The following is a 14944-nucleotide window of genomic DNA, read 5'->3' on the forward strand; positions in this document are numbered from 1 at the left end:
CCATGCAGGATGCCCCATCCGTCACCACCGACGTGTCGGTTGACGACAACAGTGACTTTATTCGCCAGGCCATTCCGGACTGGCTGGTACACGCCCCGCCCCACCGAATCAACGCGTTGAAACAGGTAGACCTCGAGCAAGCGCAGTGGATGGACAGCTTGTCACCGCTGCAGCGAAGAACGCTGAAAGCGTTCAATGAAACCAGTTTCAAATCTCAGCACGTTGTGGATAAACACCTGGAACACGTCCAGAAGCTCGAACCGTTCGCCATTGAGCTACTCAACCATGCGCTGAAAGAACAGTTCAATATCACTGTGGACGTCGAAGGCACTTACCTTCGTTTGTATGAGCCACTGACACTGGGCGTTCTGGGGGTCAAGGCCGGTAAATACAAAGTACTGGAAGTTTCGCTGTTACAGGCGGCCCTGCATAACTTTGAAGCCCACGAAAGCGAAGACGCAGCCTTTGATCCCTCCTCCGGGTTCACCCAACATCCCGATCGGGAAGGCGCCTCTCCCAGCGTTGGCCAGACACTGACCGTGCCTGGGTTTATAACGCTGTGCCGCACGCTGGACATAGGTGCCCGCTACCAGACTCATCTGAAGGAAACATTGCTGCCCACCGACGACGCAGCCGACACCCGCTTGCGCGACGCCGTGATCACCAGCCAAAAAGACGCTCTCAGAGCAGCGGCATACCTGGCGCTGCTCAAGCAAGATATTCGGCCCGACGATTTCATCATGGTGCTTGAGGTTGTCAACGGCGAACGCAACCCGACGTTGGGCGGCAAGCCCGTGTGGTTCAGCTGCCTGAGCGTGACAGGCCGTGCGCTGACGGGGAGCGTGGTGTTTACACCGGTGGAGAAATATCACTATGCCAGCGATTTCATCGTCTATCTGCCCCACGACCCGGAGCAACCGCTCAAGCGCTACAACACGTTTGAGGAACTGAAAGCCGAGCTGAACCGCCAGTTGGTGACGCGCGATAAAGAGCCGAGCGACCCGGGCAGTAAAGGCCGTCCGGAGCCTACTCGCTACCAGCGTTTTTTCAGCCAGTTTCTCAATGAAAGCGACAAGCCGGCGTTCTTCACCCGGTTTACTGAACCCGCTCCGAACTCCACCTCCAGCGCCGATGCGATTGCTCGCTCGCCTGTGACCCAAACCATGCTGCAGATAGCCTTCCCGGTATTGGCTGCGACGGTCATGCCGCAAAAGCTTCCTCCACCGAAATCAGGCTGCAGGACAGTGACGGCGAACACTCCCGACCTGTACCTGCTGGTTGTATCGAGACGCGGCCTGTGGGCAGAAAACGTCGACCTGTGGGTTAGCCTGTTTGAGCATGGACGCGACAAGCTCCTCAAGGATGCGCGCTACCAGGCAGTGCCCACCGCCGATGTCGACGCACGGGTGCGTGCGCAAAAAATCGCCCACTGGCTGGAGGTCGGCGCTGCCGCGCTCGGTTTGGCGCTGGCGTTCGTCCCGGTGCTCAGCGAAATCATGATGGCCGCCATGGCAGGCCAGTTGCTGTATGAAACCTTCGAAGGTGTGATCGACTGGAGCGAAGGCGACCGGGATACGGCCAAGGAGCACTGGTTCAGCGTCGCCCAAAACCTGGCAGCCATGGCCCTGTTGGCCGGTGCCGGAAAAGGCCTGCAAAAAGTGGCTGTACCGCCAGCACCTGCATTGGTACAGGAGCTCAAGCCAGTGCGTCTGCCAGGTGCAGAGCAACGGTTATGGAAACCGGACCTGACCGCCTATCGCAGCGCAGTCGTGTTGCCCAAAGACGCCGCCTTTGATGACTTGGGCCTGCACAGCCACGACCAACAGCCGCTGCTACGCCTCGACGATCAACTGTATGCGCTCGAACCCGAGCCCGACAGTGATAACTATCGCATACAACATCCGACACGCTCCGACGCTTATGCCCCGAAAGTGGCGCATAACGGTGCGGGCGCATGGCTCCATGAAGGAGAAGAACCACTGACCTGGGAGGGCTCAATGTTAATGCGCCGCCTGGGTTATCGCACCCAGGGCTTGAGCGACGCGCAGCTGGAACAGGTGCGCCTGGCCAGTGGCGTCACGCCTGATCAACTGCGCCAACTGCATGTAGACCTCCTGCCGCCGCCAGCGCTGTTGGCCGACAGCCTCGAGCGCTTTGGCATCCATCAGCGGATCGATACGTTTATCGAGAAAATGGGCAGCGATGATCCCCTGGACTATGCCCTGGCCGACCAGGCCATGACCGACCGCGTGGTTGCGCAACAAGGCCTGACCTATCCTGCGGTCCTCAACCCTACTCCACAGGCGCTGGATGAACAGACCATACAGTGGCGCCGAGAAGTCGCCCAAGCAGCCAGGGACAGCCGGGCCTCACTGTTCGACACAGATTACCGCGCCCACAATGTGACCCGCTCGCCTCACGTCCAACAGCTCATGGACCGGTTTGCCGGCCTGCCAGCCGACGTTGCGACGCAACTGCTGGAAACGGCCACAGACGCGGACCTGACGGCGCTCAGTAAACATCAGAAGCTGTCGCCAAGGCTTATGACCCAGGCCCGCGAAAGCCAACATCAGGTGCGGATGGCACGCGCCTACGAAGGCTTGTACGTGGACGCAATGGAGAGCCCGGACAGTCGACGACTGGCCCTGCATACCCTGCCAACCCTTCCGGGCTGGGACCCGAACCTGCGAATCGAAATCCGCGGGGGCAGCGAACAGGGGCCGCTGTTCGACGCCATCGGCCCACCGTCCGACACACCGCCACTGGTGCTGGCGATGGGTGAAGACGGATCATTCGGCGCTACCGATCTGTATGGCGCCGTCCTGGGAAAACTCGAACAAGGCCCACGTCGAGCACTCGGCGAGGCAGCACGCGACGCCGGCACCTTGAAGCAGAGGGTGCGGCAAACGCCGTTGGCCCGGGACGAGCTGCGCCCGGTGCTGCTGGAATTTCCTGCATGGCGTAAACCGCTGGCGGGAAACCTGCGCTTGCCGGGCGGTTCCCCGTTACTCAAATTCAATCGACTGCGCAGCCACTCAGCGCGATTGTGCAAGCTGTATCCGGACTTCCGCGAGGAGCACGTCAACGCCTTCATCGAGGCCCACGGGAGTGATGTACGCAGTGAACTGACGCGCAGGGAAGCACAGTATGCCGCCCTCAAACGCGAGCTCAAAGACTGGGTTAAACGAAGTGCCCGTGAAGAGGCTAGCCAGCGACCATTTGAAGTGAACCCGGGTGGCCGGGAGCGGGCGGCGGCCGATGCGTTGAGAAACTGCTGGCGCCGGCAGACGGTGGACAGCGCCGGAGCAAATACCGGGCGCCGCCTGGAAATCAGCACACAGGTGACCCTGCCGGACGTGACCACTGACTTTGGCCATGTGGAAGAGTTGGTTCTCGACTCTGTGGGTTTTACCGACAGTCCCGGGCAGTTCCTTGGCCGCTTCCCCAATCTGAAACGTTTGACCCTCAAGCAAATCGGAGGCCTGGGTCGCCAGACGCTGACCGAATGGCCCGCAGCGGTCACCGCGATGAAGGAGCTGACGCATCTGGACGTGTCCGGCAATGCCATCCGCCTGAGCGAAACCAGCGCAGGCCAACTGGCTGGCTTGAGCCGCCTGGAAGAACTGTCCCTGAATGACAACCCCGTGGGTACCCTGCCCGATTTCAGCACCCTGCTCCGGCTGCGCAAGCTGGAACTGCGCAACACACGGATCAACCAGTGGCCCACGGGCCTGCTCGAGTTGCCGGAACTCAGGGAACTCGACCTGTCCAGCAATCAGCTCAGCGCAGTGCCCGACAGCCTGCTCAACCCTGCACCCGAAAGTGTGGAGGCCAGTATTCGTCTCAACCGCATGACACGTCTGCACAACAACCCGTTCACCCCGCAAGCCAATCAGCAGATGCGTGCGTACATCACGCGCCTGTCGCAGACTCGACCGGGCTGGCGCAACGGTGGGCAGCCTGGTGCATTCGAAGTGCCCTTGAGCCACACCGAAGAAATGCTGCGGGTACGAGAGCTGTTTCCCGGTTTCAGCGAGGGAGAAAATGAGCAATTTGTGCTGAATGCAGGCGACGGGGCGCCGGCCGAGCTGACGCGCCTGGAAGGCCAATGGCAAGACTTGAACGCCCAACTGGACGCCTGGGCCGCGCAACGGTTTCTGATAGCCGCCGACGACGCAAACCTTCGCTTAGGGGACGCCGGCCACCGCCAGCAATTCGCCCGCAGCCTCAAACAGTGCTGGCGTCGCCTGACCCCCAAAGCCCTGGCTCGCGATGGCTTGCCCATCGGCTACACACTTGAAGCACTCGGCGTAAGCGTCGGTGACCTGCCCAGGCTGGAAGCGGATTTCAGCCACGTTGGGTCAATCAAATTGCAGGGCATGCATTCCCTGTACGGCCTGGATGAGTTTCTCGGCCACTTCAGCCACACCCGCTGGCTCGAACTCTCGAACAGCGAGTTGGGTTCAATCCCACCCAGCGTTGCGCGGATGAATCAGCTAACCCGCCTGGACCTCAGAGGCAACCTGCTGTCCATGACCGAGGCCGACGTGAATGTGCTGGAGGGGCTCACCTCACTCAAAATAATCAAGCTGGACAACAACCCGCTGTTGCGCACCCCGAACTTCAGCAGCCTGCGGAACCTGCGCGGGGTGTGGTTGAGAAACACCGGGATCACCGAATGGCCGCAGGGCCTGGGGGCTCATCAGACATTGGATATCATCGACCTCAGCGACAATCGCATCACGCAATTGCCTGCGTCCCAGGTCAACCCGCCGTCCGGGCAGGCCGTGTCTACCGTCCGCACCAATAACGTCACGTTTATCGGAGGAAACCCCCTGACCGCAGAAGCCCGGGGGCAACTGGCTGAATACTGGCTCAATGTTGCCTCGCGTCACCCCGAGGCAGAGACGGGGCGGCTCCTCGGCGCCATGCGCTACCAGGCGCCACGCCCGCCGGCAGAAGTGGCCGGCGCGGCACAAGTGCCGGCGGTGGACGACACGCCGGAGCCGGCATTCCATCACTGGATGAGTGGGTTGTCCCCCATGCAGATAGCCCAAAGACGCATCGCATGGGAGTCGATTGCCGAGAAACCTGGCTCGCAAGCCTTCTTCAACATCCTCAACAGCCTCGAAGCCTCTGCGGAGTACCGTAGCGGCTATATCGACCTGCAATCGCGCCTGTGGGATCTGCTCGACGCTGCCCGGCACGATGGCTTGCGTGAAGAGCTATTCAACATTGCGAGTGACCCACGCTGTGGTGACCGGGCAGCGCTGGTGTTCAGTGATATGGAAATCAAGAAGCTGACGTGGGATGCCACGTATGGGGCCAGCGACGACGAAGCAGGGCCGGCACTGCTGGACCTGGCAAAGGGCCTGTTTCGCCTGGACGAGGTGGAACAATCGGCAAGCGGAGATATTCGTGTTCGAGAAGGCGCGATTCGCATGTCGGGCATGACCCCGGAACAAAAAGCCACCGCCCTGGCAAACCTGGAAGACGTTGAAATCCGCCTGGCCTATCGTATGGGGTTACAACAACGTCTTGGCCTGCCTGGCCAACCCGGCGAGGCCCGCTACCTTGCAACGGGCCAGGTGACTCCGCAATTGCTGAAAAACGCTGCACGCCGAATCGAGCGATTGGACAACTCCAAGTTGTTCGTACAGTCACTGTTGGGCCGCGAGTTCTGGCAGGTATTTATCCGCAATCAGTATGCCGATGAGTTCAGCGCACTGAGAACACCCCATGACATGCACTTGAACAGGCTGTCGGAGGAACACGATTCAGGCACCCTGAGTGATGCGGACTACGCGACTCAGGCTGAAGATGTGCAACTGCAACTGGCCGTGAAGGACGCGCAGCTGATTCAGTCGCTAACCCTGCGTGACTGGGTGTCGTGCAAGGAGCACTGCAGCATTGCCTGATGGATTCAGGGTGTCTGCACCAACCGCCCCAAACGCTGCTTGAGCATCTGGTTCTCGGCCCGCAGTTGCTGGACTTCCTCCAGCAGGTCGAGCGCCAGGGCGACGCCTTCCCATTCCAGCTCCAGGTCCTTTTGCAGCGCCGAGGCACGCTTGGCCAGGGCCAGTTCGTAATCGGTAAAGCGCCAGGATTCGGGACTCGTCCCCACCGGTTCAACAATGCCGTGCTCGACGATTTCGATCACGTAGGCCACCGACAGGTCGGTGGCCTCACAGAATTCTGCCATGTTCACTTGAACCAAACGGGGACTGCTCATCGTTAGTTACTCCATGATTCTCTTGGATCGAAGGCGGCTTTTTGTGCCAGTTCCTGCCACAACGCCTTGACCTCTTCGTCGGTGTTTTTCGGCATCACCGCCTTGAGTTGCACAAACAGGTAACCGCGCTGCCCGGCCTTGTTCAACAAGCCGTGGCCCTTGGCGCGCATGCGCTGGCCGTTCTGGCTGCCGGCCGGCACCTTGAGGTTGATCTTGCCGGTGAGGGTCGGCACCGCCACTTCCGTGCCCAGCGCCAGCTCCCATGGAGCCAGTGGCAGGGTGATGATCAGGTCTTCGCCTTCCACATCGAATTTAGGGTGGGGCGCGAACTTGATGATCAAGTACAGATCACCTGCGGCACCCCCGCCAATCCCCGGAGCGCCCTGGCCCTTGAGGCGAATGCGCTCGCCGTCGGCCACACCGGCTGGGATCTTCACGTTCAGGCTCTTGGTGGTGTTGCTGACGTGCTGGCCGGCCGCGTTGTATTGCGGCACCTGGAAGTTGACCTGCTTGGATTCGTTGGACAGGGTCTCTTCGAGGAAGACCGGCAGTTCCATTTCCACATCTTGCCCTCGGCGCCCGGCACTGCGGCCCTGGGCACCACCAAAACCATTGCCGCGCGAACCGAAGATCGAGCTGAAGAAGTCCGAAAAGTCGCCGGTGTCTTGGCCACCGCCACCGTAGCCGCCACGGCTCTGCCAGCCTGGCGGGCCCTGGAACGGCTGGCCATGCTGGCCGTATTTGCGCAAATCGTCGTATTCGGCGCGCTTGTCGGCGCTTTTCAGCGCTTCATAGGCTTCGGACGCGTCCTTGAACTTGGCTTCCGCGTCCTTTTCCTTGCTCACGTCCGGGTGATATTTGCGCGCCAGCTTGCGATAGGCGGCCTTGATCGCCTTGTCGTCAGCGGTGGGTTCTACACCGAGAATCTTGTAATAGTCTTTGAAGTCCATCGGGGGCATCACCATCCATTATCGATATCGCACTGCCAGCGTCACAGCATGCGCCTGTTTGCGGCGTCTGGATTGACCGATCTCAATCTTGTGACCGAAGGGTGCGTCAGAAGTTTATCGGCGCTGCGGGCAGAATCGTGCAGCTACCAACCGTATGGGGAGGATTTGGGGGCAAACACCGGGCTTTCAAGGTAACAAGTCCGCTGTATTTAGCGGATAGTCGGCCTACGCATCTGCGCGCGGGTGGCATACACTGCGCGGCCGTTTTTCAACCGGAACCCGATTGACATGAAAAACCCATCCCCAGCCCGTGCCTGCGGTATCGACTTCGGCACGTCCAACTCCACCGTCGGCTGGATTCGTCCCGGCATGGAAACGCTTATCGCGCTGGAGGACGACAAGATCACGCTGCCGTCGGTGGTGTTCTTCAACTTCGAAGAACGCCGCCCGGTGTACGGTCGCCTGGCCCTGCACGAGTACCTGGAAAACTACGAAGGCCGGCTGATGCGCTCGCTCAAGAGCCTGCTGGGTTCCAAGTTGATCAAGCACGACACCAGCGTATTGGGCACGGCCATGCCGTTCACCGACCTGCTGGCGCTGTTTATCGGCCAACTCAAGAGCCGTGCCGAGACCACCGCCGGGCGTGAGTTTGAAGAAGTGGTGCTGGGCCGCCCGGTGTTCTTCGTCGACGACGACCCTATGGCCGATCAGGAAGCCGAGAACACCCTGGTGGACGTAGCCCGCAAGATCGGCTTCAAGGACATCTCGTTCCAGTACGAACCGATTGCCGCGGCTTTCGACTACGAGTCCACCATCGAGAAAGAAGAGCTGGTGCTGATCGTCGACATCGGCGGTGGTACCTCCGACTTCTCCCTGGTGCGCCTGTCGCCCGAGCGTCGCCAGATCGACAACCGCCACGACGACATCCTCGCCACCGGCGGTGTGCACATCGGCGGGACCGACTTCGACAAGCAGCTCTCGCTGGCCGGCATGATGCCGCTGTTCGGCTACGGCAGCCGCATGAAAAGCGGCGCCTACATGCCCACCAGCCACCACATGAACCTGGCGACCTGGCACACCATCAACTCGGTGTACTCACAGAAATCCAAGCTGGCGCTGGGCAGCATGCGCTACGACATCGAGGACACCGGCGGCATCGACCGCCTGTTCAACCTGATCGAACAGCGCGCCGGGCACTGGCTGGCGATGGAAGTGGAAGAAACCAAGATCCAGCTGACGCAGCAGGACAGCCGCCATGTGCTGCTGGACCGGGTCGAGCCAGGGTTGAGCGTGGAGTTGAGTCGGGCATTGTTCGAGTCGGCCATCGATGGCTTGCTGGAGCGGGTGCGCAACAGCGTGACCCAGTTGCTCAACGACGCCTCGGTGGACGTGGCCCAGGTGGACACGGTGTTCTTTACCGGGGGTTCCAGCGGGATTCCGGCGCTGCGCCACAGCATCTCGGCGATGCTGCCGAATGCGCAGCATGTGGAAGGGAATATCTTTGGCAGTATTGGCAGTGGTCTGGCGATTGAGGCCAGCAAGCGGTACGGCTACTGAGTTTTAGCTGAAACCGTGGCGCGCCCTTCGCGAGCAAGCCCGCTCCCACATTCGACCGAGTTCCAACTTTGGAATGCAGCCGAATGTGGGAGCGGGCTTGCTCGCGAAGGGGCCAGTCCAGGCAACATCAATGCCTAAACCATCCCCGCCAGCTTCAACTCACTCTTCAAGTACGCATAATAAATCGGCCCCGCCACCACCCCCGGCAGGCCGAAGGCGGCTTCGAACACCAGCATCGCCAACAACAATTCCCACGACTTGGCACTGATCTGCCCGCCGACGATCCGCGCGTTGAGGAAGTACTCGACCTTGTGGATCACGATCAGGTAGCCCAACGCCGCCACCGCCACCCAAATCGACAGCGACAAGGCCACGATGGTGATCAGGGTGTTGGACATGAGGTTACCGATCACCGGCAGCAGGCCCAGCAGGAATGTCAGCACGATCAGGGTCTTGGTCAGCGGCAGGTGAATCCCGCACAGCGGCAGCACCACCGCGAGGAAGATCGCGGTGAACGCCGTGTTCAACGCGGCGATCTTGATCTGGGCGAAGACAATGTTGCGAAAGGCCTGGACCAGCAAATGCAAGCGATCGAACAGCGCAGCAGCCAAGGGTTTACGCTTGGTGACGTCCGGCACCCGCTGCAGGGCGATGATCGCGCCCAGCACCATGCCGATCAGCAAGGTCACGAACATGTGCGCAGCGTCTTTGCCCACCAACTGCAATTCGCTGAGGTGTTTGCTCAGCCATTCGCCGATGGCCACGCGAAACTCGGCGGCGCTGGCCGGCAGGTAGGCGTCGAGGAACGGCGGCAGTTGGCCGCGCGCACGGTCAACCACGCCCATGAATTTGTCGAGGGAAGCCCCCGGATTTTCCGCTTCGTGCAGCAGGAAGCTGATGGCCCCGGCGAAGATCAGGGTCAGGATGCTGACGATCAAAGTCCCCAGCAACGCCACCGCCAACCAGCGCGCACGCCGGCCTTCGATCAGCCGCTGCAACTGCGGGGTGAGCATGTTGACCAGCTCGTACACCAGCAGCCCGGCCAGCAGGCTCGGCAGCAACTTCAACGGCAAAACCAGCAGCAGCCCGCCAAAAATCAGCACGCAACTAACCAACAACAACACGTGACGCTGAGAAAACGTTGGCATACAGCCTCAAAACGAACGGCGTTAAAAGATGCTGTTATTTGTAGGAGCGAGCTTGCTCGCGAAAAACGCAAGGAAGCCACGTTTATTCAGGATGAACGCGTTTTCGTTGACGTTCTTCGCGAGCAAGCTCGCTCCTACAAGACAACAGAGGGCTGTGTGCGAGTGTCGCAGCCTTCTATGGCACCCGGCTATTATTTCTTCAGGCAGGTGCTCATAAACGTTTTACGTGCATCGCCGGTCAGCGCCTGGGTTTTCGCCGTGGCGTTGCAGTCTTTCATCTTCTGCTGCTGTGGCGTGAGGGTCTTGGCGTCGTTGGCGGCCGGGGCGGCCTTGAGGCAGGTGCTCATGAATGCCTTGCGATCATCACCGGTTTTGCCACTGGTCTTGGCTTCGGCGTTGCAAGTGGTCATTTTTTGTTGCTGAGCCGTCTGTGCGGCAGTCGCGGCAAAGCCTTGGGAACACAACAGCAAGCCCATCATCAACAGCGGAATACGCAGCATCTTCATGGAGTTTTCTCCCTGTTACCGTGCCGAGGGGCACGGCCTCCCCAGCAGTGTAGTCAAACCCTGTTACACGTTCACCTGCTACGAATATTCGTCCGTCGGTACTGCTCCGGGGTGCAGCCGGCCTGGCGCTGAAACATCGCGATAAACGCCGAGGCGGTGCTGTAGCCCAGGTCAAACGCCACTTCCTGGATGCTGCGCGGGCTATCCAAGGCTTCGATGGACGCGAGGAAGCGCAGGCGTTGGCGCCATTCGCCGAAACTCATCCCCAGTTCACGAGCAAATTGCCGGGCCAGGGTGCGCTCGCTGACATGTGCCTGCTCCGCCCACTGGGCCAGCGCGCGGTTATCACCTGGGTCGGCCTGCATGCCTTCCAGTACGCTGAGCAACCCGGGATGGCTGGCGTACGGCAGGAAACAATCGTGCACCGGGGCCTGCCGGAGCTGGTCGACCAGCACTTGGGCCAGGCGCACATCAGCTTCATTCTCTGGAATGTTGACGTCACGCTCGGCGAAATCGCTGAGGATCGCCTTGAGGATATCGCTGATGGTCAGGGTGCACGGCTGCGCCGGCAAGTGATCGCACAGCGTGGGCGCCAGGTACACCGAGCGATAGACAACCGCCTGGGCATTGTAGGAACTGTGCTGGGTATTCGGCGGGATCCACACCGCGTATTGCGGCGGCGACATGAAGCGGCTGCCGGCGACTTCAAAACGCATCACGCCTCGGGCCGAGTAGTCCAGGGAGCCCCAGGCATGCTGGTGCGCACTGGCATGGGTGTCGGCCTCGAACTCCGAATAACGGAAGTACACCGGGGACGGCAACTGGTCGAAATCGGGAAGGTTGATGTACTTCTTGAGCATATTGTCTGGATACAAAGGTCGGATGGCTGGATCGAAGTATAGGCTTCGATCCAGACAAAGGATAATCGCCGCTCATAGACGTAACAGGTTCCTTTAGATGCAATACGCTTATCCGTTACTGGCCATTTTTATCTGGGCCGGCAATACCGTGGTCAACAAACTCGCGGTGGGGACAATTTTCCCTGCCGAGATCGGCTTTTATCGCTGGCTGCTGGCCGGCGTGCTGTTTACCCCGTTCATGCTCAAACCTGTCATCGCCAATTGGTCGCTGATTCGTCCCAACCTGGGCAAGATCTTTATCCTCGGCGTGCTGGGCATGGCGGTGTATCAAAGCCTGGCGTATTACGCCGCCAACCTGACCTCGGCCACCAACATGGGCATCATCCTCTCGCTGATGCCGCTGATGGCCCTCACCGCCGCAATCATCAGCCTTGGCCAACGCCTGACCTTCGGCGCCCTGACCGGTGCCGTGCTGTCGTTCGCTGGCGTGGTGGTGGTAGTGTCCGCCGGCAGTCTCAGCGCCCTGCTGCAACACGGGCTGAATATGGGTGATGCGATGATGCTGGTGGCCACCCTCGCCTACGCGGTCTACAGCACCCTGCTGAAAAAATGGCAGCTGCGGTTGCCGCCGCTGGTATTGCTGTATTTGCAGGTGCTGGTGGCGGTGGTGGTGCTGTTTCCGCTGTTCCTGTTCTCCGACAAGGCCGGCCTTGGCTGGTCGAATATCCCGCTGGTGCTGTATGCCTGCCTGCTGGCCTCGATGCTCGCGCCGTTGGCGTGGATGCATTCGGTGAAGACCCTCGGCCCGAGCCGCACCACGCTGTTTTTCAATCTGCTGCCGCTGATCACCGCGTTGATTGCCTCAGTGGTGTTGAAGGAGCAACTGGCGATGTATCACCTGGTGGGCGGCTTGCTGACCCTGGGCGGGGTGATTTTGTCGGAGCGCTGGACGACTCCGGTTCGCAGCAATGTCAGCGCGCCTGAAGCTACTTAAGGCCGACCACGCCGGCGACGATCAAGCCCACCGACACCAGCTTGATCATCGTCAGGCTCTCCCCCAGCAGCGCAAACCCGAGAAACACCGTACCCAGTGAACCAATGGCAGTCCAGATCGGGTAAGCCACGCTCACCGGCAACTCACGCATGGCCAGGGTCAGAAAATAGATCCCGCCCACCGCTGCAATGACGGTGATAAGCGATGGCCACAGCCGGGTGAAGCCGTCGGCGTACTTCATGCCCATGGCGAAGGTCACCTCAAACCCGGCAGCGATCAGCAGGAAGAGCCAGGACACCTCAGAAGCTCCCGGCCAGATCGCGCAGTTGCCCTTCGACCGCATCGCAGGAGCGGCGGAACACGCTCGGGTCGGACTCTTCACCTTCTGCTGCAATCACCGTGACGTCTTCAATGCCGATGAACCCCAACGCGGTGCGCAAGTGCGGATCGGCGTGGTTCATCGCCTCGTTTTCCCCGCCCGGGCCAAAGCCACTGCCGCCGCGGCTGGTGATGATCAGCGCCTTTTTACCCAACAGCAACGGCTGGTACTGGGCGATGCCCTGGCTGTCCTGGGTGATGTCCACGGTGTGGCCCATGCGCACGATCTGGTCGATCCAGGCCTTGAGGCCGCTGGGAATCCCGAAGTTGTACATCGGCACGGAAATCACCAGCAGTTCGTGCTCGACCAGCTCGGCCACCAGTTCATTGCTCAGTTGCAAGTCGGCGTGCATGGACAAGGGCATCGACTGCGGCTCGGGGTGAAAACTGGCGGCAATAAAGGCTTCGCTGACATGGGGAATCGATGCACGGCCGACTTCGCGGCGGCTCAGTTGCGCGTCAGGGTTGGTGGCGTGCCATGCGCCCAGGAACACCTCGGCCAGGCGCCGGGAGTGAGAACGTTCGCCACGGGGGCTGGAATGGATCGCAAGCATTTTTTTCATCTGTAGGCCTTCACGCGCTAGACTCAGGCAACCTGACTGGCCGCCTCTCTTGCCCACAAATCTAGAGATGCCTGGCTTACCTCACAAATGAGCAATAGTTGTTCTGGATGATTTGAATTCATCCATGGAGCTTCATATGTTTGCCTCGCTGCCCCTGACCGCCCTGCGTGCCTTTGAATCGGCGTCGCGCCTGCTGAGCTTCAAGGCCGCCGCCCAGGAGCTGTCGGTAACGCCAACGGCCGTGTCCCACCAGATTCGCGCCCTGGAAACCTGGCTCGGCGTGCCACTGTTCGAGCGCCTGCCGCGCCAGGTGCGACTTACAGAACGCGGCGAGCGCCTGTTCCACAGCCTGCATGGGGCGCTGCTGGACGTCGCGCAAAGTGTCGACACCCTGCGCCCGCAGCGCAGCGCCGGCAATCTCACGCTCTCCACCACCCCGGCGTTTGCCGCTCTGTGGCTGGTGCCGCGACTCGGCCGCTTCTATGCCGCTCATCCGGACATCAGCCTGCGCCTGGACACCAACTGCGCCGTGGTCGATTTGCAGCAGGACGCCAGCGTCGACCTGGTGATCCGCTACAGCATCGACGACTACACGAACCTGTACGGTTTGTGCCTGTTCGACGAATGTTTCGCCGTGTACGGCTCCCCCGAACAAGTCGCTTTGGCGAGCGAACGTACCCCGACCCTGATCAGCGTGCGCTGGCACAACTCCAAGCTGTACGCTCTGGGCTGGCAGGCCTGGTGCGAAAAGGCCGGGGAAGACTGGCTGCAATCCGCCTCGCCACTGCGCGAATACGACGAAGAGCACTACGCCTTGCAAGCAGCGATTGCCGGCCAGGGTCTGGTGTTGGCGAGCAACATCCTGGTTTCGGAAAGCGTCGCCAGCGGTTTACTGGTGCCTTACCGGCCACAGGTCCATGTCGACGGCGCCGGTTACAGCGCCCTGTGCGTGCCGGGCCGTGAACGACACCCGCCGGTCCGGGCGTTTTTTGAATGGTTGCAGGAGGAAGCGCGGCTATCGGGACACGCGCTGTAAAATCCGATAAAACTTTTCGGGTTGCCTGGGACTCACAACCAATGAGCGATCACGCCGGCAGAGCGTGGCGCAAAACCGGATTAGTACCAGGAGAATGAGATGACTGACTCACATTTGTCTGACGTAGCCACCTTACGTGAGCGCGCCCGCAAGAACGTCGAAAACGGTGCCGTGACTGAAGGCTATGACGCCGACCGCCAGGAAATCCTGCGTCTGCTCAACGAATCGCTGGCCACCGAACTGGTGTGCGTGCTGCGCTACAAGCGCCACTATTTCATGGCCAATGGCGTCAAGGCGCATGTCGCCGCCGAGGAATTCCTCGAGCACGCCACCCAGGAAGCCGAACACGCCGACAAACTGGCCGAACGCATCGTGCAGTTGGGCGGCGAGCCGGAGTTCAACCCCGACCTGCTGTCGAAGAACTCCCACGCGCAGTACGTGGCCGGTAATACGCTGAAGGAAATGGTCTACGAAGACCTGGTGGCCGAGCGTATCGCGGTGGACAGCTATCGCGAGATCATCCAGTACATCGGCGATAAAGACCCGACCACTCGCCGGATCTTCGAAGAGATCCTGGCCCAGGAAGAAGAACACGCCGATGATATGGCGGATATTCTGAAGGACCTGTAACTAACACAGCTAACACCGCAAAACCCATGTGGGAGCGGGCTTGCTCGCGAAGGCGGTGGACCAGTCGGCACATTATTGACTGATCCACCG

The 14944-nt window shown here is 60.6% G+C and carries 12 protein-coding genes; 5 read left to right on the top strand and 7 right to left on the bottom strand.

Annotated elements, in window-relative coordinates; translation table 11 throughout:
* The first annotated feature begins 2 nt into the window (after window positions 1-2).
* Window positions 3-5918 (top strand): NEL-type E3 ubiquitin ligase domain-containing protein, encoded by a 5916-nt coding sequence (locus tag AU074_RS31365; protein WP_076018011.1) that lies wholly within the window; start codon window positions 3-5, stop codon window positions 5916-5918.
* Window positions 5919-5923: 5 nt separating this feature from the next.
* Here the strand turns inward: AU074_RS31365 and AU074_RS31370 are convergent, their stop codons facing one another.
* Window positions 5924-6232: a chaperone modulator CbpM gene (locus AU074_RS31370; protein ID WP_003217397.1), complete on the bottom strand. Its 309-nt coding sequence runs from the start codon at window positions 6230-6232 to the stop codon at window positions 5924-5926.
* 2 nt (window positions 6233-6234) lie between these two features.
* Window positions 6235-7182 carry a DnaJ C-terminal domain-containing protein gene (locus AU074_RS31375; protein WP_076018012.1) on the bottom strand — a complete coding sequence of 316 codons (948 nt, stop codon included), beginning with the start codon at window positions 7180-7182 and terminating at the stop codon, window positions 6235-6237.
* A 288-nt stretch (window positions 7183-7470) separates the two neighbouring features.
* Here AU074_RS31375 and AU074_RS31380 point away from each other — a divergent pair, with 288 nt between their 5' ends.
* Entirely contained in the window at window positions 7471-8739 is a 1269-nt protein-coding gene (locus tag AU074_RS31380) for an Hsp70 family protein (RefSeq protein ID WP_076018013.1), read from the top strand.
* A gap of 134 nt (window positions 8740-8873) precedes the next feature.
* On the opposite strand, the gene AU074_RS31385 is transcribed toward AU074_RS31380, so the two are convergent.
* From AU074_RS31385 to AU074_RS31395, 3 genes are all read right to left on the bottom strand, one after another.
* The gene (locus tag AU074_RS31385) at window positions 8874-9887 is read right to left on the bottom strand and encodes an AI-2E family transporter (protein WP_076018014.1); all 1014 of its coding nucleotides are present in this window, start codon (window positions 9885-9887) and stop codon (window positions 8874-8876) included.
* Between the two features lie 191 nt (window positions 9888-10078).
* Complete coding sequence (locus tag AU074_RS31390) at window positions 10079-10393, bottom strand: PsiF family protein (protein WP_017478381.1); 315 nt, start codon at window positions 10391-10393, stop codon at window positions 10079-10081.
* 71 nt (window positions 10394-10464) lie between these two features.
* Complete coding sequence (locus AU074_RS31395; RefSeq protein ID WP_076018015.1) at window positions 10465-11253, bottom strand: helix-turn-helix transcriptional regulator; 789 nt, start codon at window positions 11251-11253, stop codon at window positions 10465-10467.
* Window positions 11254-11350: 97 nt separating this feature from the next.
* Between AU074_RS31395 and AU074_RS31400 the strand changes: the two genes are divergently transcribed.
* Window positions 11351-12247, top strand: coding sequence for a DMT family transporter (locus AU074_RS31400; RefSeq protein ID WP_076018016.1), 897 nt, complete (start codon window positions 11351-11353; stop codon window positions 12245-12247).
* Here AU074_RS31400 and AU074_RS31405 read toward each other — a convergent pair.
* Entirely contained in the window at window positions 12240-12545 is a 306-nt protein-coding gene (locus AU074_RS31405) for a multidrug efflux SMR transporter (RefSeq protein WP_076018017.1), read from the bottom strand. The genes AU074_RS31400 and AU074_RS31405 overlap by 8 nt on opposite strands.
* A gap of 1 nt (window position 12546) precedes the next feature.
* A complete protein-coding gene (locus AU074_RS31410) occupies window positions 12547-13188 on the bottom strand; it encodes an FMN-dependent NADH-azoreductase (protein WP_076018018.1) in 642 nt (213 codons plus the stop codon).
* Between the two features lie 124 nt (window positions 13189-13312).
* Between AU074_RS31410 and AU074_RS31415 the strand changes: the two genes are divergently transcribed.
* On the top strand, window positions 13313-14224 hold the full coding sequence (locus tag AU074_RS31415; RefSeq protein ID WP_143503751.1) for a LysR substrate-binding domain-containing protein: 912 nt from the start codon (window positions 13313-13315) through the stop codon (window positions 14222-14224).
* 99 nt (window positions 14225-14323) lie between these two features.
* The gene (locus tag AU074_RS31420) at window positions 14324-14854 is read left to right on the top strand and encodes a bacterioferritin (RefSeq protein ID WP_076018020.1); all 531 of its coding nucleotides are present in this window, start codon (window positions 14324-14326) and stop codon (window positions 14852-14854) included.
* Window positions 14855-14944 lie beyond the last annotated feature (90 nt).

Source organism: Pseudomonas sp. ATCC PTA-122608 (assembly GCF_001952855.1).
Taxonomy (GTDB): domain Bacteria; phylum Pseudomonadota; class Gammaproteobacteria; order Pseudomonadales; family Pseudomonadaceae; genus Aquipseudomonas.

Excerpts from the sequence above, each read along its gene's own strand:
- AU074_RS31390 (WP_017478381.1), bottom strand. The coding sequence starts at position 10,393 with ATGAAGATGCTGCGTATTCCGCTGTTGATGATGGGCTTGCTGTTGTGT.
- AU074_RS31400 (WP_076018016.1), top strand. The coding sequence starts at position 11,351 with ATGCAATACGCTTATCCGTTACTGGCCATTTTTATCTGGGCCGGCAAT.
- AU074_RS31370 (WP_003217397.1), bottom strand. The coding sequence starts at position 6,232 with ATGAGCAGTCCCCGTTTGGTTCAAGTGAACATGGCAGAATTCTGTGAG.
- AU074_RS31420 (WP_076018020.1), top strand. The coding sequence starts at position 14,324 with ATGACTGACTCACATTTGTCTGACGTAGCCACCTTACGTGAGCGCGCC.
- AU074_RS31375 (WP_076018012.1), bottom strand. The coding sequence starts at position 7,182 with ATGGACTTCAAAGACTATTACAAGATTCTCGGTGTAGAACCCACCGCT.
- AU074_RS31385 (WP_076018014.1), bottom strand. The coding sequence starts at position 9,887 with ATGCCAACGTTTTCTCAGCGTCACGTGTTGTTGTTGGTTAGTTGCGTG.
- AU074_RS31395 (WP_076018015.1), bottom strand. The coding sequence starts at position 11,253 with ATGCTCAAGAAGTACATCAACCTTCCCGATTTCGACCAGTTGCCGTCC.
- AU074_RS31365 (WP_076018011.1), top strand. The coding sequence starts at position 3 with ATGCAGGATGCCCCATCCGTCACCACCGACGTGTCGGTTGACGACAAC.
- AU074_RS31380 (WP_076018013.1), top strand. The coding sequence starts at position 7,471 with ATGAAAAACCCATCCCCAGCCCGTGCCTGCGGTATCGACTTCGGCACG.
- AU074_RS31415 (WP_143503751.1), top strand. The coding sequence starts at position 13,313 with ATGGAGCTTCATATGTTTGCCTCGCTGCCCCTGACCGCCCTGCGTGCC.
- AU074_RS31410 (WP_076018018.1), bottom strand. The coding sequence starts at position 13,188 with ATGAAAAAAATGCTTGCGATCCATTCCAGCCCCCGTGGCGAACGTTCT.